Below are 16,480 nucleotides of genomic sequence, written 5' to 3'. Positions count from 1 at the left end.
GCCGACCCGCTCCCGCTCACCGGGTCCGTTCCCGCTCACCGAAATCTGGTGAGCGGGAACGAAGTATGTGAGCGGACGCACACACCTCTCGGCCTACGTCGACGGGCCCAGGTGGCACGGCACTCAACCGTTCGCCGCCGACCCCGGGAACCATCGGCCGCAACGCACTGTTACGTAAGTGACTAGTGATACAGGTGTTATCGATTCGACACCTGCACGCCCGTACAGATCCCTACACTCGGACACCATGCGTCGTAGAACCCTCACGTCCGCGATGGCTGCTGCCGCGGTCACCACGGCCGCCGCGGTGGCGATCGCGGTCGCACCGTCCGCGCCCACCACGAGCGTCGAAAACGCCGCGATCAGCACCGATTTCGGAAGTGTCGATCTCGGCAGCTCCGAGCTCGGCACACCCAACAGCAACTTCCTGTGGCAGAGCCCGCCCACTCGCTACATCGTCGTACTGGGTGCCAAGTTCGGCGTTCTCGGCCAGACTCCGGATGTCCTCAAGCGCCGACTCGACGTCGCCGCCAACCTCGGCAAGAAGCACCCGTTCAACCGCATGATCGTCTCCGGCGGAGACACCCACTGGCTGCCCGTCACCGAGGCCCAGTTCATGAACCTCGGTCTCATCCGACGCGGAATCCCCATGTGGCAGATGGTCAACGAGGGCGCCTCCACCTCCACGGTGCAGAACGCCCAGAACACGGTGCGGATGCTGAAGCACATGGGCGCCAACGGTGCCATCATCGTGACCAACGGCTTCCACATGGAACGCGCGATGAAGAACTTCCGCGACGCAGCCCGGCAGCAGGGCGCCCGGATCGAATTCCGGTCGGCGTACGCCTGAGGCCGGTTTCGCTCGATCCCGTCGACCGTGCGTCCGATCCCGTCGACTGTGCGCTCAATCTTGTTGACCGTGCGTCCGATCGTGTTGACCGTGCGTCCGATCCCGCCGACCGTGCGTCACAATCCATCCAGTGTGCGCCGCGAGTCGTTCAGGCAGGTATCAATACGCACCTCGTGCCTTCATCGCTTTGATGATCTCGACGATGATCCCGAACGGCTCGTCACGAAGGCGGCGCCGGTCGACGCGGATCATGATCCACCCCTGCTCACGCAGTGAAGCGTCCCGCGCTTCGTCGCGAGCGCTTTGCTCCGGTGACGAGTGGAAGTCCTCGCCGTCGTACTCGATGCCTATCTTCAGCGCTTCGTATCCCAGATCGATTCGCGCGTAGGGGTTTCCGCTTCGATTGGCCACGGCGATCTGCAGATCCGGTGTGGGAAGTTCCGACCGGAACATGAGGAGCCGCAACCAGCTCTCGGGTGGAGACTCGGCTCGGCCGTCGATCAGAGGTGCGAGCTCACGAATCTGACGGACGTGGCGTCGTCTCCGTTGAGCATCGGCGTAGCGGGCGAGGGCCAGGTTGTCCAGATCAGTGGCCCTGGCCAGGGCGTCGAGATGACCGAGCGCGCGCCACGCCGGCTGCATGCGACCGATGTCGAAGGCCGTACGAAGGGGTGTCGTGACCCGCACGCCATCGACAACGCACCAATCCGACGCGTCGATGTCGAATCGGTGAGTGATTGTTCCCTTGGCGGGTCGTCCTGATCCGGTCGCCGGTCGGACGAATTCGATGGTGAAGTCGTCGTCATACCAGGCCGATCCGAGAAGTATCGACGCCGCCATCCCCGCCACGACGGGCTCCCCTTGCGCACTCGCAGCGACTCCGAGGATTCGCTGACGGGCGGTGAGCAAGGTCGACCGCTCGATGAAGTTGCTGCCACGCAGATGCCGGAATCCGGCGTCGAACTGGTCCGACATCCCTGTCCGGAGCACCACCTCGTTGCGCGTGGTCAGGGAAACGGGGCCGGTTGCGAAAGTCGTCATACACAATCGGACGCAGCGGGGGCCATCTTGGTTTCATGTACCAGCCCGCGCACGGCCACGGTCGAACGTAGCCTCACGACCCGAGAGCCCACAGCCGACGGAATCGGACGCACAGTCGACGCGGGAAGTCGCACGATCATCGTAATCCGACGCACAGCCGACGTAATCCGACGCACGGTCAACGCGAAACGACGCACAGTCGACGGGGACGCGCGGGGACGCGCGGGGACGGGCGGGGACGGACGGATACGGGCGGGTACGAATAAGATTCGCCCCGCCGGCCGAAGCCGACGGGGCGAACCCGTGAGAGGAGAAGTGATCAGCGAAGCAGCGCGCGGCTCATGACGACGCGCTGGATCTGGTTGGTGCCCTCGTAGATCTGGGTGATCTTGGCATCGCGCATCATCCGCTCGACGGGGAAGTCGCGGGTGTAGCCGGCGCCACCGAAGAGCTGGACGGCGTCGGTGGTGACCTCCATCGCGACGTCGGAGGCGAAGCACTTCGACGCCGAGGAGATGAAGCCCAGGTTCTTCTCGCCGCGCTCGGCGCGGGCGGCCGAGGTGTAGACCATGAGGCGCGCGGCCTCGACCTTCATCGCCATGTCGGCGATCATGAACTCGACGCCCTGGAACGAGCTGATCGGCTTCCCGAACTGCTTGCGGTCCTTGACATATGCGATTGCCTGGTCGAGTGCGCCCTGCGCGATGCCGACGGCCTGCGCGCCGATGGTCGGGCGCGTGTGATCGAGGGTCTGCAGCGCGGTCTTGAAGCCGGTGCCCTCGTCGCCGATGATGCGGTCGAGCGGGATGGTGCAGTCCTCGAAGTACAGTTCCGCGGTCGGCGAGCCCTTGATGCCGAGCTTCTTTTCCAGCGGTCCGACGGTGAAGCCGGGGTCGTCCTTGTGGACCATGAACGCCGAGATGCCGTTGGCTTTCTTCTCCGGGTCGGTCACGGCCATGACGGTGTACCAGGTCGACTTGCCGCCGTTGGTGATCCAGCACTTGGAGCCGTTGAGCACCCAGTTGTTGCCGTCCTTGCGCGCACGGGTCTTCATGCCCGCCGCGTCGGAGCCGGCTTCACGCTCGGACAGTGCGTACGACGCCATGGCCTCACCGGAGGCGATGGACGGGAGCACCTGCTGCTTGAGCTCGTCGGAGCCGTTGAGGATCAGGCCCATGGTGCCGAGCTTGTTGACGGCCGGGATCAGCGACGACGAGGCGTCGACACGGGCGACCTCCTCGATGACGATGCAGGCCGCGATGGAGTCGCCACCCTGGCCGCCGAACTCCTCGGGCACGTGGATGGCATTGAAACCCGACGCGACGAGGGCGTCGAGGGCCTCCTGCGGAAATCGGGAATTCTCGTCGACGTCCGCGGCGTGGGGCTCGATCTCCTTCTCCGACAGCGCACGGATCGCCTCACGCAGCGCGATGTGCTCTTCCGGGAGTTCGAAGACGTTGAAGTCGGGATTTCCGTAGCCCATGACAACTCCTCACGGCACCTGCAGTGCCGGCTTGTTCGTGCCTGTTCTTTCCCGGCACGCATGTACCGGCAGATGTCGACACCCAGTGCACCACGGCACTCAGTGCCATGTCAATGCGCGCGGGACCTCTGACCACCGATTGTCCCGGAATCGGCGGCCCGTGTCCCGCGACCGCGCGCCGGGTCAGCCCTCGCCGAGGGATTCAGCCACGCGACGTGCGACTTCGGCCGGTGAAGTGCCGGTCGGATAAGTGACGACGGTGACCTGCCGGTCCCGTTCCACCCGCGGGTGCCCATCCTCGGCACCGAGTGCCACCGCCACCCGGGAGAGTTCCACGCGCAGCTGCGCCAGGGTCGCGTCGGCGTCGCCTCGGATCATCTGGCGGAGCAGGTAGTTGTGGGTGCCCGTGACCGCCGCGACGTAGGCGACGACATGAACCGGACTCTCGGCGGGCAGACGACGACGGAGGAACTCCTCGAATGCGCCCTGGTAGCGATAGGTGGTCACCAGCTCCCGGTCGCGCAGCGCCGGGACCTCCTGCACCACCTGCGCGCGACGCACCGCGAGGTCCCGGTCGCGTACGAAATGGCCGAAGACCAGTTCGGCCGCGCCACAGACTGCCAGCCAAGGGTCGTCGTCAGAGTCGGCCAGCCGCTCACCGACCTGGGCCAGCAACGACTCGTGATCGGCGAAGATCACGTCTTCCTTGGACCCGAACTGCCGGAAGAACGTACGGCGGGACATCCCCGCGGCGGCCGCGAGTTGGTCGACCGTCGTCGACTCGTACCCGTTTTCGCTGAACAACCGGATCGACTCGGCGACGACACGCGTCCGGAAGGCGGCCGGGTCGGTATCCGCGACTGACATGGGTCAAGTATCACCACACCGGCGACGCGGCGCGGTGAACGCGTCGCCACGAGCCCTCCGGAACAGGGGTTCGACGCCGATCGGTGATCGGATTGGTGTCTCCCCCAGCGTCGTAGCGGGCGCCACAAAAGCTAGGTCCGACGCCGATGCACTACGTACGGTGGACCCATGGCAACCCCCACCTCCGCGACTCCCGACGAGCAGACCCCTGCCGCGAAGACTCCTTCCACGACGAGTCCAACCCCCATCGCCACCGAACCCACCATCGACGATCCGGTCGCCCCGGCGGACGTGTCCGCCGACGGCGAGCTGTCGGCGGAGGAGCGGGCCCTGCTCGTCGACAACCTGCGCTTCGTCCTCGACGGGCGTTGGCGCGCCACGAGGGAAACCGTGCGCGAGAACTCCAATCGTGCCGATCTGCTGCCCGACCCGTCCCGCACGCTCGACGAGGCCCGCGCGCACACCCTCGAGGTGATGCGGGAACTCGCGTCGCAGGGTTTCGCGGCCGCGGGCTTCGCGGCCGATCATGGCGGGACCGGCGACATCGGTGCGTCGATCACCGCGATCGAGATGCTCGGTTACGCCGACCTGTCACTCATGGTCAAGGCCGGGGTGCAGTGGGGCCTGTTCGGCGGCGCCGTCGAAAACCTGGGCACCAAGCGACATCACGAGAAGTACGTGCCGGGAATCATCGACCTCGACGTCCTCGGTTGTTTCGCGATGACCGAGACCGGACACGGTTCCAACGTGCAGGCGGTCGAGACCACCGCAACCTATGACCCCGAGGCCCGCGAGTTCGTCGTGCACTCCCCGACTCCGTCGTCGCGTAAGGACTACATCGGCGGGGCGGCCGAACACGCACGTTTCGCGGCCGTGTTCGCACAGCTCGTCACCGGCGGACCGGGCGAGGAGCCCGAGGGTCGTGGCGTGCACTGCTTCGTGGTTCCCATCCGCGACGAGGACGGCAATGACCTGCCCGGCGTCACCACCAGCGATTGTGGTTACAAGGGCGGTCTGGCCGGAGTCGACAACGGCCGCATCATGTTCGACAACGTCCGTATCCCCGCGGAGAACCTGCTGAACCGGTACGCCGACGTCGCCGAGGACGGCACCTACAGCTCACCCATCGAGAACACCAACCGCCGCTTCTTCACGATGCTCGGCACGCTGATCCGCGGCCGGGTCAGTGTTGCCGCTACCGCAGGAGCCGCAGGCCGCAAGGCACTCGCCCTGGCGACCCGTTACGGCCTCATCCGCAAGCAGTTCGAGGCACCCGACGGCACCGACGAGATCACGGTGATGGACTACCTGGGCCACCAGCGAAAGCTGTTGCCGCTCATCGCCAAGTCGTACGCCATCGGGTTCGCGCAGAACGAGATCGTCGCCGAGCTGCACGAGGTGCAGTCGGTGGCACCCGACGATTCCGACGCGGGACGGCAGCGCCAGCTCGAGGGGCAGGCCGCGGGCCTCAAGGCCTACGCCACCTGGCATGCCTCCCACGCGATCAACGTCAGCCGCGAAGCATGCGGCGGTGCAGGCTATCTCGACGAGAACCAGCTCTCGATCATGCGGGGCGACATCGACGTGTTCACCACCTTCGAGGGTGACAACACGATCATGACGCAGCTGATCGCCAAGGAACTGCTCTCCGCCTACTCCGAAGACGTGCAGGGACTGTCCGCGGGCGGTTGGGTACGGTTCATCGCCGGGATGGCGCGCGACGTGGTCGCCGAGAAGACCGCGGTGCGCCAGGTCGTGCAGACCCTGCTCGACGGGTCGGACGAGGACACCGAGAAGTCGGCGCTGACCGACCGCAGCACCCAGATCCGGTTGTTCCGCAACCGCGAGGACCATCTCGTCCGTACCTGCGCGCAGCGGTTGCGTCGTGCGCTCGACGACGACAACGACGCATTCGAGGTCTTCAACAATGCGCAGGATCATCTGCTGCGTGTGGGTCACGCGCACATCGAGCGGGTGGTGCTCGAGGCATTCGTCGAAGCCATCGAGGCCTGTGATTCCCGTTCGGCCGCAGATCTTCTGGGCAAGGTGTGCGACCTGTTCGTCTACTCCGCGCTCGAAGACGACCTCTCATGGTTCCTGATGCACCGGCACATCTCGGTCGAGCGCGCCAAAGCGATCCGCCGCGGCGTCAACGAGCTGTGCCAGGACCTGCGGCCTCACGCGCGGTCGCTGGTCGACGCGTTCGGTGTCCCCGAGGAACTGCTGCGGGCGCCGATGCTCGAGAACGGCTGATCTCACCCGCCCCCAGAAAGGGCGCGACCCGACCGCGACACCGCGGTCAGGTCGCGCCCTTTCTGCATCCGGACACCTCGAGCGGACACCGGGGTTTGAACTGTCTCGTCCCGGGCATACTGCCGCCGACGCCGCAGTGAAGACCACGCCGCGACGCACGACGAGATCGTGCAGGCCTCGCGTCCGGTCAGGCCGGCATCACGATCCGTCCCGCACACAACGGCCCGTCGCCCGCGGTAGCGGGCTGCGCGATATCCCAAGCGCCGCAACGCAACCCGGCGACGAGCGACTCGATCCGATCTGTGAGGGGAATACATGTTCCGCCATACCGATTACATGCAGTTCGATGTCAAGCCGGAGAAGCCTGACCCCATCTACGCACGCAAGCTCCAGGAGTTGCTCGGTGGCGCCTACGGCGAGATGACCGTCACCATGCAGTACCTCATGCAGGGCTGGAACTGCCGCATGAAGGGCAAGTACAAGGACATGATCATGGACATCGCGACCGAGGAGATCGGTCACGTGGAGATGATCGCGACGATGGTCGCGCGGCTGCTCGAAGGTGCGCCCGTGACCGACTCGACCGCAAACGCCCTCGGCGACCCCGTCGTCGCCGCGGTTCTCGGTGGCACCGACCCGACCCAGGCGATCTTCGCCGGCGGCGGACCGCGTCTCGCCGACAGCAACGGCGTGCCGTGGAACAGCGGGTACATCACCCACAGCGGCAATCTGCTGGCCGACTTCCACGCGAACGTGACCGCGGAGGCCCAGGGCCGCGTCCAGACCGCCCGCCTGTGGCACATGACCGACGATCCGGGCGTGAAGGCCATGCTGCGGTTCAATCTCGCGCGCGACACCTTCCACCAGAACCTGTGGCTCAAGGGCATCGAGGAGCTCAAGGAAGACGGGCTGGAAGGCACCATCGCGCCCGATGACCTCTTCGACGAGGAGTACAGCGAGCACGCGAGCACCCTGTGGCATCTGTCCGACGGGGAGGACTCGAACAAGGGCGGCTGGGCCAGCGGACCCACTCCCGACGGGGCACACGAGTTCAAGTTCCTCGCCGACCCGCAGCCGCTCGGCGACCGGCAGTCCGGCCCGCCCCCGGACCCCAAGCTCTACGCCACCTACGACGGCGCGATGGGCACCCCCCAGAAGCCGCAGTTGGGCACGGAGAAGGGCGTCATCGGCAAGATCAAGGACGTTGTCGATCCGGACCCGACCGGATAGACCGGCACGTGTTCCACGCACGCGGCCCGGTGGCGAACCGACGAGGTTCGCCACCGGGCGCGTGTGCATCCACTCGATCACCGGAGTTTCCATGAGCTCAATACCCGACCTCATCACGACCCCGTTCAAATGGCTCGGCGCGCTACGGCATGCACGCGTGTTCCATCCCGACGGTCTGCTGTGCGGGGGACGCGCCTCACTGTCCGCCGACCACCCCCTCCCCTTCCGTAGCGGCCCGGTGTCGGTGCGCGTGTCCAAGGGGATCGGCACCCCTGGCGGGCTGCCCGACATCGTCGGGTTGGCGATCCGCTTCCCGGCGACCGACCCGGGCACCGTCGGCGGCGGCGGTGTCTCACCGTCGACCAATGCCACCGGCGCCTGGGATCTCCTGCTCGCGGGTCCGGCCCCGCTGGCCGGCCGGCTGCCCGTACCGCTTCCGACGACGCACTGGGCCACCGCGGTGTCGAGCCTGACGCCGTACCGGCACGACGGCGACCTCTACTGGATACGGGCACGCATCATCGAGCCGGCCGAGTCGTCGGGCCTGTCGATCGAAGACCTGGCCGCACGCCTGCGCCAGAACAAGCCCATCGTGATCGTGCTGGAAGCGGGTGCCAGACGGTTCGTGCCCGTGGTCCGGATCGAACTCGACCACGTACTCACCGGACTCGACGTCGACTTCGACCCGATCCTGCACCGGCCGGAGAGCGTCGACTTCGCGCCGTCGTGGCTCGGTGACCTACGCCGCCGCGCCTACCGCGACAGCAGGACCGGACGTCACTCGGTCTCGTCCTGAGGGCCCGGCTGGGGACGGGAGCGCTTGGCCGACCGGGGCGGCAACCCCATACGCACGGCCTCGTGGGCCTGGCTGAGCTCGCCACGGAACCGTTCGACGTCGCGCGCCCACGCCTGCGCGAGCGTGCCGGAGACCATCTCCACCCCGATGCCCTTCCGGCGGCGCGGCACCCCGTGCAACTCGCCCAGGGCCGACGCGCTCTCCCAGTCCTCGGGGGCCGCGCTGTGATTGGGCGGCAAGATCTTGGCGATGTCGGAGAGCGGGATGGTCACCGCTCCCTGCCGCAGGGTGGTCTCGGTGAGCTCGACGCTGACGTGGCGTCGTGCGGCGGAGACCTGCACGACCGAGAAGCCGAGCAGGATCACGAAGAAGATCGCCAGCACCGGCCAGTGCACCTGTCCGGGACCCGCGATCTCCATGGCGAGGACCCCGCCGACCAGGAACGGGCCGATGAGGACCACCCACCAGCTGCCGCCGGGTTCGTAGAAGAGGACCTCGCCGACGGGTGCCTCGCGGTCTGGTCCGGCATTGTCCGGACTTGCGTCGTCCGGGCTTGCGTCGTCCGGTGTTGCGTCGTCCGGTGTTGCATCGTCCGGGGCCCCGTCGCTCACGATCGCTTCTTGCGCGCGGGCCGGTTCTTCTGGGCGGGTGCCTTACCCGTGTACCAGGTCTCCGACGGCGGCCTGTAGGCGAGCAACGAACCGAACAGACCGATGATCCCCGCGATCAGGGCGATCGCGAACACCGGCGACCCGAGCCCGACACTCAGGAACAACAGCATCGCGACGACGACGAGGGTCAGCGCGGACAACGACGATCGCCATCTCGCATCGCCGGTGAAGGCCTTGCTACCCAGCAGGATGAACGCGACGCCGACCACCGCGACCATCGCGCCGAGCACGCCGGACGCGACCGTTCCCGAGTCGTCGATTGCCGACAAGACGATCACGAGCGCGCCGAGTGCCACCAGCAGCGAGCCGGAGACGAGCCAGCATCGGTAGGCCCAGACGACGAGTTTCGGACGCTGTGCCGGGTCGGGACTGGTCACTGGTTCTTCGGTCCTTCGCTGTGGTTCTCCGGGTGGCGGTCGACGCCCGGACTCCGATCTTCGCTGTCACCATACGGCCTGTCCCCCGCGGCCGGGGGGCGCTGGGACTCGTCGTCGGAAGGCCCCCGCCCGTAGGGGTTCTGGCCGCACGGATTCTGGCTGTAGGGACTCTGCCCGGACGGATCCTGGCCATACGGATTCTGCCCGTACGGGTTCTGGCCGTACGGGTTCTGGCCGTAGGGGTTCTGGCTGTACGGGTTCTGGCCGTAGGGATACGGGTAGGGCGGCGCGGCCGGATGCACCGGCTGCGGTTTCCGTGCGGTCGCCATCTCCCGGCAGTACTTCTCCGACTCGCCGCGCATCAACAGGACGGTCGCGCCGAGCGCGGCGACCCCGCTGATCACCAGCGGGATCATCGCCCACGCCGGCGACGTGTCCCCGAACAACGAGAACAACAGATTCACCACCACATAGACACCCATCGCCGACAACACGATGCGAGCCCAGTTGTAGCCCTTGCGCGTGAACCAGACGACCAACGCCGTGATCGCCGTGAGGAACACCGACGTCGCCACCAGCACGCCGACCACGAAGCCCGACGACGTCATGAACTCGAGCTGATCGGCCGAGACACCCTCCGGTGGGGCCGTACGGACCTGATCGCGCACGATGTCGACGAACGTGCCGGTCTGCGCGAAGAGCGCCACGATCTGCCCCACGATCGCCACCGCCCACAATTCGACGGCGATGGACACGGAATCCGGGATCGGAGGGCGCGACGCCGCGGCGTTCTGCGGGTGCGGCGGGTCGTACGGGGAGGACATGGGACCAGCCTAGTGAACCCGGGCCGCGGCAACCGCCGCACGCGGTGCCACGAGAATCGCTGCGCCCCGGATCAGGAAAGTCGCTGCGCGACCTCGGCAGCCCAGTAGGTCAGGACGACCGAGGCACCGGCCCTGCGGATGGAGGTCAGCGACTCCAGGATGGCGGCGTCCCGGTCGATCCATCCGCGCTCGGCCGCCGCGGTGATCATCGAGTACTCGCCGCTGATCTGATACGCCGCCACCGGCACATCACTCATCTCGGCGACATCCCGCACGATGTCGAGGTAACTCATCGCCGGCTTCACCATCACGATGTCGGCGCCCTCCTCGAGATCGAGGCGAACCTCGCGCAGCGATTCGACGCGGTTGGCCGCGTCCTGCTGATACGTCCGGCGGTCACCCTGCAGCGACGACCCGACGGCCTCGCGGAACGGACCGTAGAACGCCGAGGCGTACTTCGCGCTGTACGCGAGAATGCCCGTGTCGGTGAACCCCTCGGCGTCGAGCGCCGCCCGGATCGTGGCGACCTGCCCGTCCATCATCCCGCTCGGGCCCAGCAGGTGCGCACCCGCGCGCGCCTGGGCCAACGACATCGAGACGTACCGGTCGAGCGTGACATCGTTGTCCACGCGCCCCCGCTCATCGACCACGCCGCAGTGCCCGTGGTCGGTGAACTCGTCCAGGCACGTGTCGGCCATCAGGACGGTGGAGTCCCCGAGATCATCGGCCAGGGCGCGCAGAGCGCGGTTGAGGATGCCGTTCTCGGCGTCCGCACCCGAGCCGGTCGCGTCCTTGTCCGCCGGTCGTGGCACCCCGAACAGCATCAGTCCGCCGACGCCGGCCTCGACCGCCTCCGCGGCCGCCGCCCGCAGCGAGTCCATCGTGTGCTGGACGACGCCGGGCATCGAGGAGATCGCCACCGGCTCGTCGATGCCGTCCGCGACGAACATCGGCAACACCAGATGCCGCGGCTCGAGCGAGGTCTCGGCGACCAGCCGACGCATCGCCGGGGTGGTGCGCAAACGTCGCGGCCGGATCACGGGTGGCATGTCGTCTCCTTCGTCTCACGGGCCCTTCGAGGCTCGTCGCTGCGCTCCTCACACCTCAGGGCGGCGCCTCAGGGGGCGGGATGCTCACTCACGAACGCGAACGGCGGGACTTCTTGCGCGGAGGCGGAAGTGCACCCTCGGCCCGCAGCCGGGCGGCGTGCTCGGCGAGCGCGTCGACCAACTCGATCACGGAGGCGTTCTCCGGCTGAACGTCCACCCGCAGCCCGAATTCCGTTGCGGTCTCGGCGGTCTTGGGGCCGATACACGCGACGATGGTGCGCGCGTGCGGCTTTCCGGCGATGCCGACGAGGTTGCGGACCGTCGAGCTCGAGGTGAAGCAGACCGCGTCGAAGCCGCCGGTCTTGATCATCTCGCGGGTCTCGGCGGGCGGCGGGGCCGCACGCACGGTGCGGTACGCGGTGACGTCGTCGATCTCCCAGCCGCGGTCGCGCAATCCCTCGGAGAGCGTTTCGGTGGCGATGTCCGCACGCGGCAACAGGATTCGGTTGACCGGATCGAAGACGTCGTCGTAGGGCGGGAACTCGTCGAGCAGGCCCAGCGAGCTCTGCTCACCCGACGGCACGAGTTCGGGGTTGATCCCGAAGGAACGCACCTTCTCCGCGGTGGCCTCGCCGACGCAGGCGATCTTCACGCCGGAGAACGCGCGGGCGTCGAGACCGAACTCGGCGAACTTCTCCCACACGGCGCGCACGGCGTTGGTCGAGGTGAACACGACCCACTGGTAGCGGCCGTCGACGAGACCCTTGACGGCGCGTTCCATCTGCGCCGGGCTCCGCGGCGGCTCGACCGCGATGGTCGGCACCTCCTTGGGCATGGCCCCGTGGCTGACGAGCCGTTCGCTCATGTCGCCGGCCTGATCCTTGGTGCGCGGAACCAGCACGGTCCAGCCGTACAGGGCGCGCGACTCCCACCAGGAGAGCTTGCCGCGCGCACCCACGACCTTGCCGACGGTGACGATCAACGGGCCGGTGAGCGCGTTGCCCTGCTCGTTGAGGGTGGCGAGCGTGGCCTCGATGGTCCGCTGTGCGCAGGTGGTGCCGTTGATGGTGATGGCGGCGGGGGTCTGCGGGGCCATGCCGTGCTCGGTGAGAGCGCTCGCGGTCTCGGCCAGGTGACCCGACGTCGCGTGCAGCACCAACGGGCCCGGGGCGGCGGCCAGCGCCGCCCAGTCGACCTCACCGCGCACATCGGCCTCGGTGTGGGTCGAGCCCAGCGGCATGCCCGCGTAACTCGGGACGACCGACGCGGCGGGCAGACCCGGCAGCACCTCGAAGGTGACCGATGTCCGCGCCACGGCGTTGACCTCGGCCAGTACCGAATCGGTGGTCAGGGGGTCGCCGGCCACGACGCGGACCACGTCGTCGCCATTGCGTGCGGCGGCGACGAGGGTCTTGGCGACCTCGGCCGGATCGCCGAGCGCGGGCCGGACCACCGACTCCTCGTCGGCGGGGGTGGCATCCGCGGCGGTGTTCGGTTCAGCCGGAGCGGCGTCGGGGACGGAACCGTCCGCGGCAGCCGGCGTCGAACCGTCCGCCGGGGCGTCGTCTGCGGGTTTGTCGGCCTTTCTGGTGGACCGACGAGTGTCTGGGGTGGGTTCGTCGCGATGCGCACTACCGATCAGCGACACGACCGGTGCCGGCACATCGGGATCGATGTAGGCCGTGGTCGCGTTGGTGATCACGGTGCGTGCCCGCACGGTAAGCAGGTCGGGGTCACCGGGACCCGACCCCACGAACAGGATCCGTCCGGGATTTGCCTTCTTCGTACGGCTCATGGGTTCGCACTCTCCTGCCCTCCGGGGAGGGCTGCAGTTCGTTCTCTGCTAGGGAGAGTTGACGAGTTCGCCCGCTCCCAGCTCCAGCAGTTCGGCGGCGAGATCCTTGCCCAGCTGAACGGCACGATCGACCGGACCCACCGCCGAAGCGCGGATCACGTCCGATCCGTCCTCGGCCGCCACCGCCGCTCGCAGCGACAGTTCGGCGAAGATGCGCCCGTCCTCATCGATCGACTCGACCACCTCGGCGATCGCGCCGACCGGTGCGGTACATCCGGCTTCGAGAGCCGCGAGTACCGCCCGTTCGGCCTCGATGGCCGCGCGGGTGGACGGGTCGTCCAACTCGGCGAGAATTCTCACCAGTTCGGCATCGTCGGAGCGGCACTCCACAGCGAGTGCACCCTGCGCCGGAGCCGGCAGCATGACCACCGGTTCGAGCGCCTCGGAGACCACTTCGGTCCGTCCGATCCGCACGAGTCCGGCGCGGGCGACCACGACTGCGTCGAGTTCGCCGCTGGCGACTTTGCCCAACCGAGAATCTAGGTTGCCTCGTAGGGGGCGGATTTCCAAACCGAGACCCAATGCTCTAAGCTGCGCCGCCCGCCGCGGGGCGGAGGTTCCGATCACGGAGCCGGGCGGCAGCTCGCCGAGCACGAGTCCGTCGCGGGCGACCAGTGCATCCCGGGGGTCGACGCGTGTCGGAACCGCCGCGATCGTGAGGTCGTCCTCGGGCGCGGTCGGGAGGTCCTTGTACGAGTGGACCGCGACGTCGACCTCGTCGTTGCGCAGGGCCACGCGGATCGCGGTGGTGAACACCCCGACACCGATCTCGGCGACCGGGGCGGCCGAGGCGTCACCGGCGGTCTTGATGATGACCAGCTCGGCGGGATGGCCGGCGGCGGTCAGTGCGTCGGCGATGGTCTGCGACTGGGTCCTGGCCAGCAGCGAACCCCGCGTCCCGATCCGGATCGGCGCGGGAGAAGGTGCGCTCATCGGTCACCCAGATCGCCGGTCGCCTCGCCCGCGGGCAGGCCTCCGAGATGATCGGGAGCCGAAACCGCTTCGGCCGCACCGGGCTTGAGTTCGAACAACTCTCGCAACGCCTCGGCGTAGTGGTCCCCGTTGGGGGTCGACGCGAGCTGCTTGACCCGGACGGTCGGCGCGTGCAGGAGCTTGTCGACGACGCGGCGGACGGTCTTGGCGACCTCGTCGCGCTGGGCACCCTCGAGGTCCGGAAGTCGGGTCTCGAGACGGAGGATCTCGGCCTCGACGACGTCGGCGGCGCGCTGGCGCAGTGCCGCGACGGTCGGGGTGACCTCGGCCTGGCGCTGATGGGTCAAGTAGTCGGCGAGCTCGGCGGCGACGATCGACCGGGCTGCCAGGGTGTCGTTCTCGGCGGCCTGGGTCTCGGAGTCCCCGCGCAGCCCCTCGATGTCGACGATGTGCACGCCCGGCAGTCGCGCGGCGGCCGGGTCGACGTTGCGCGGGAGACCGAGGTCGCAGATGACGAGTGGCGCCAGATTCGTGTCGCGGGCGGCGAGAGCCGAGTGCACCGACCCGACGCCGACGACCGCACCGATCGCGCCCGTACACGTGACGACGACATCGGCGGTGGCCATCGCTTCGGGCAGGTCGTCGAGTCCGACGCCCCGGACGCTGATGCCGTGGTTCGCGGCGATGTTGCCGGCGAGGTGCGCCGCCTTGTCGACGGTGCGGTTCACGACGACCATCTCGGTCACACCCTCGCGGGCCAGCTGCGCGGTGGCCAGGCCGCCCATCGCACCCGCGCCGACGACGACCGCGCGACGCAGGCGGTGCGCACCGGTTGCGGGATCGGTGAGCAACGACTTGGCGCGGTGCAAGGCGACGGACACGACCGAGGCCCCGGCACGGTCGATACCGGTCTCGGTGTGCACCCGCTTGCCCACACGCAGCGCCTGCTGTGCGAGTTCGTGCAGGACGCGTCCGGCGGAGTCGTTGGCGTCGGCGTTGAGGTAGGCGTTGCGGATCTGCCCGAGGATCTGCTGCTCGCCCACGACGAGCGAGTCGAGCCCGGCGGCGACGGTGAACAGGTGCTCCACCGCGGCCTCGGAGTAGCGGACGTAGGCGTGGCGGGTCATGTCGTTCACCGTCATGCCCGAGTGGTCGCCGAGGACGGCACCGACGGCCTCGAGGGCGGGGTGGAAGGCGTCGACGACCGCGTAGATCTCGACGCGGTTGCACGTCGAGACCAGCATCGCCTCGGAGATCGCCCGCGAGGAGAGCAGCTCGTCGACCAGTTTGGGGCGGTCGTGGTCGGAGACCGCCAACCGCTCGAGCACCTCGACGGGCGCACTGCGGTGCGATACCCCGAACAACAGAACACTCACGCTGTCACCGTTTCTTCACCCATTGCGTTTCCCTGGCGTGCGTCGGACGCCTTGCCCCCGCGCGGCTCCTCGACGGGGCTGCGTGGCGGTTCGCGAAGGTCGTTCCGCGGGGCCTGTGCCGTGCCACGAGAGGCCTGGAACGCCAACACCTGTAGTTCCAAGGCTAGATCAACTTGTCTGACGACAACATCCGACTCCGCCGAGAGCGACACCGGCGTGACGTTGAGCACTTGCGTCACCCCCGCGGCGACGAACGCGTCGAATGCGCGCCGGGCGTCGTCGTCGGGGGTCGCGATCACCGCGATCTCGATCGCCGGGGCCACCCGGGCGCACACCGACGCGATGTCGGACAGCGGCGCCACCACCGGTCCGCCGGGTTCCAGCGACACACCGGCCAGCGCGGGATCGTCGTCGAACATGGCGGCGACCCGGAATCCGCGGCCGAAGCCCGTGTGCGTCAGCAAGGCCCGACCGAGCGTCCCGGCGCCAGCGAGCGCGACGGTGTGGATGCTGTCGGTGTGCAGGGTCATCGAGATGCGGGCCGTCAGCCTGGCGACGTCGTATCCCACCCCGCGGACACCGTTGGCGGCGACGTAGGAGAGGTCCTTGCGCAGGATGGCGGGATTGACGCCGGCAGCGGTGGCCAGCTCACCGCTCGAGGCGATCAGGACGCCGCGCCGGCTGAACGAACGCAGCACGTAGAGGTACGTGGCGAGCCTCGTGACGGTCGGTGCGGGTATGTCGGCCGCATCGATCACGGGCGGGGCATCGATCACCGGCGCCGGGTCGGTCTCGGAGGGCGACAGGGCGGACGCGGGAGGATCGGCGTCGGCCGACTTCGCACGTTGCGCGCCCACACTCACCCCTACACATCC

The 16,480-nt window shown here is 68.2% G+C and carries 15 protein-coding genes; 4 read left to right on the top strand and 11 right to left on the bottom strand.

All coding sequences use genetic code 11. The annotated features are described in order from the left end of the window. The first annotated feature begins 247 nt into the window (after window positions 1-247). Window positions 248-850: a YdcF family protein gene (locus tag ACSUZC_RS04930; RefSeq protein ID WP_439031785.1), complete on the top strand. Its 603-nt coding sequence runs from the start codon at window positions 248-250 to the stop codon at window positions 848-850. A gap of 159 nt (window positions 851-1,009) precedes the next feature. Here the strand turns inward: ACSUZC_RS04930 and ACSUZC_RS04925 are convergent, their stop codons facing one another. The 3 genes from ACSUZC_RS04925 to ACSUZC_RS04915 all read right to left on the bottom strand — a co-directional run bounded on the left by ACSUZC_RS04925 (window position 1,010) and on the right by ACSUZC_RS04915 (window position 4,241). Beyond that, a complete protein-coding gene (locus ACSUZC_RS04925) occupies window positions 1,010-1,891 on the bottom strand; it encodes an endonuclease domain-containing protein (protein WP_439031784.1) in 882 nt (293 codons plus the stop codon). A gap of 319 nt (window positions 1,892-2,210) precedes the next feature. Next, on the bottom strand, window positions 2,211-3,374 hold the full coding sequence (locus tag ACSUZC_RS04920) for an acyl-CoA dehydrogenase (RefSeq protein ID WP_439031783.1): 1,164 nt from the start codon (window positions 3,372-3,374) through the stop codon (window positions 2,211-2,213). Window positions 3,375-3,557: 183 nt separating this feature from the next. Next, window positions 3,558-4,241: a TetR family transcriptional regulator gene (locus tag ACSUZC_RS04915; RefSeq protein ID WP_439031782.1), complete on the bottom strand. Its 684-nt coding sequence runs from the start codon at window positions 4,239-4,241 to the stop codon at window positions 3,558-3,560. A 168-nt stretch (window positions 4,242-4,409) separates the two neighbouring features. Here ACSUZC_RS04915 and ACSUZC_RS04910 point away from each other — a divergent pair, with 168 nt between their 5' ends. The 3 genes from ACSUZC_RS04910 (at window position 4,410) to ACSUZC_RS04900 (ending at window position 8,520) form a co-directional block, all read left to right on the top strand. Then, window positions 4,410-6,494 carry an acyl-CoA dehydrogenase family protein gene (locus ACSUZC_RS04910; RefSeq protein WP_439031781.1) on the top strand — a complete coding sequence of 695 codons (2,085 nt, stop codon included), beginning with the start codon at window positions 4,410-4,412 and terminating at the stop codon, window positions 6,492-6,494. Between the two features lie 315 nt (window positions 6,495-6,809). Further along, a complete protein-coding gene (locus ACSUZC_RS04905) occupies window positions 6,810-7,724 on the top strand; it encodes a manganese catalase family protein (protein ID WP_439031780.1) in 915 nt (304 codons plus the stop codon). A 91-nt stretch (window positions 7,725-7,815) separates the two neighbouring features. Next, window positions 7,816-8,520: a hypothetical protein gene (locus ACSUZC_RS04900; RefSeq protein WP_439031779.1), complete on the top strand. Its 705-nt coding sequence runs from the start codon at window positions 7,816-7,818 to the stop codon at window positions 8,518-8,520. Here ACSUZC_RS04900 and ACSUZC_RS04895 read toward each other — a convergent pair. From ACSUZC_RS04895 to ACSUZC_RS04860, 8 genes are all read right to left on the bottom strand, one after another. Further along, entirely contained in the window at window positions 8,502-9,131 is a 630-nt protein-coding gene (locus ACSUZC_RS04895) for a DUF3093 domain-containing protein (RefSeq protein ID WP_439031778.1), read from the bottom strand. The two genes, ACSUZC_RS04900 and ACSUZC_RS04895, sit on opposite strands and share 19 nt — an antisense overlap. Further along, window positions 9,128-9,568 (bottom strand): hypothetical protein, encoded by a 441-nt coding sequence (locus tag ACSUZC_RS04890; RefSeq protein WP_439031777.1) that lies wholly within the window; start codon window positions 9,566-9,568, stop codon window positions 9,128-9,130. Before ACSUZC_RS04890 ends, ACSUZC_RS04895 begins: the two co-directional genes overlap by 4 nt. After that, window positions 9,565-10,392: a hypothetical protein gene (locus ACSUZC_RS04885; RefSeq protein WP_439031776.1), complete on the bottom strand. Its 828-nt coding sequence runs from the start codon at window positions 10,390-10,392 to the stop codon at window positions 9,565-9,567. The genes ACSUZC_RS04890 and ACSUZC_RS04885 overlap by 4 nt, the downstream gene beginning before the upstream one ends. Window positions 10,393-10,463: 71 nt before the next feature. After that, window positions 10,464-11,441: a porphobilinogen synthase gene (hemB, locus tag ACSUZC_RS04880; protein WP_439031775.1), complete on the bottom strand. Its 978-nt coding sequence runs from the start codon at window positions 11,439-11,441 to the stop codon at window positions 10,464-10,466. Between the two features lie 88 nt (window positions 11,442-11,529). Then, window positions 11,530-13,236, bottom strand: coding sequence for a uroporphyrinogen-III synthase (locus ACSUZC_RS04875; RefSeq protein ID WP_439031774.1), 1,707 nt, complete (start codon window positions 13,234-13,236; stop codon window positions 11,530-11,532). A gap of 48 nt (window positions 13,237-13,284) precedes the next feature. Next, window positions 13,285-14,229 carry a hydroxymethylbilane synthase gene (hemC, locus tag ACSUZC_RS04870; protein ID WP_439031773.1) on the bottom strand — a complete coding sequence of 315 codons (945 nt, stop codon included), beginning with the start codon at window positions 14,227-14,229 and terminating at the stop codon, window positions 13,285-13,287. Then, window positions 14,226-15,605, bottom strand: coding sequence for a glutamyl-tRNA reductase (locus ACSUZC_RS04865; RefSeq protein WP_439031772.1), 1,380 nt, complete (start codon window positions 15,603-15,605; stop codon window positions 14,226-14,228). The genes hemC and ACSUZC_RS04865 overlap by 4 nt, the downstream gene beginning before the upstream one ends. Next, the gene (locus ACSUZC_RS04860) at window positions 15,602-16,462 is read right to left on the bottom strand and encodes a redox-sensing transcriptional repressor Rex (RefSeq protein WP_439031771.1); all 861 of its coding nucleotides are present in this window, start codon (window positions 16,460-16,462) and stop codon (window positions 15,602-15,604) included. The genes ACSUZC_RS04865 and ACSUZC_RS04860 overlap by 4 nt, the downstream gene beginning before the upstream one ends. Between the last annotated feature and the right edge of the window lie 18 nt (window positions 16,463-16,480).

Source organism: Gordonia terrae (genome assembly GCF_051789125.1).
Lineage (GTDB): Bacteria > Actinomycetota > Actinomycetes > Mycobacteriales > Mycobacteriaceae > Gordonia > Gordonia terrae_A.
This window is presented reverse-complemented; position numbering and strand designations above follow the sequence as displayed.

Excerpts from the sequence above, each read along its gene's own strand:
- ACSUZC_RS04930 (WP_439031785.1), top strand. The coding sequence starts at position 248 with ATGCGTCGTAGAACCCTCACGTCCGCGATGGCTGCTGCCGCGGTCACC.
- ACSUZC_RS04910 (WP_439031781.1), top strand. The coding sequence starts at position 4,410 with ATGGCAACCCCCACCTCCGCGACTCCCGACGAGCAGACCCCTGCCGCG.
- ACSUZC_RS04920 (WP_439031783.1), bottom strand. The coding sequence starts at position 3,374 with ATGGGCTACGGAAATCCCGACTTCAACGTCTTCGAACTCCCGGAAGAG.
- ACSUZC_RS04875 (WP_439031774.1), bottom strand. The coding sequence starts at position 13,236 with ATGAGCCGTACGAAGAAGGCAAATCCCGGACGGATCCTGTTCGTGGGG.
- ACSUZC_RS04885 (WP_439031776.1), bottom strand. The coding sequence starts at position 10,392 with ATGTCCTCCCCGTACGACCCGCCGCACCCGCAGAACGCCGCGGCGTCG.
- hemB (WP_439031775.1), bottom strand. The coding sequence starts at position 11,441 with ATGCCACCCGTGATCCGGCCGCGACGTTTGCGCACCACCCCGGCGATG.
- ACSUZC_RS04915 (WP_439031782.1), bottom strand. The coding sequence starts at position 4,241 with ATGTCAGTCGCGGATACCGACCCGGCCGCCTTCCGGACGCGTGTCGTC.
- ACSUZC_RS04905 (WP_439031780.1), top strand. The coding sequence starts at position 6,810 with ATGTTCCGCCATACCGATTACATGCAGTTCGATGTCAAGCCGGAGAAG.
- ACSUZC_RS04925 (WP_439031784.1), bottom strand. The coding sequence starts at position 1,891 with ATGACGACTTTCGCAACCGGCCCCGTTTCCCTGACCACGCGCAACGAG.
- ACSUZC_RS04900 (WP_439031779.1), top strand. The coding sequence starts at position 7,816 with ATGAGCTCAATACCCGACCTCATCACGACCCCGTTCAAATGGCTCGGC.
- hemC (WP_439031773.1), bottom strand. The coding sequence starts at position 14,229 with ATGAGCGCACCTTCTCCCGCGCCGATCCGGATCGGGACGCGGGGTTCG.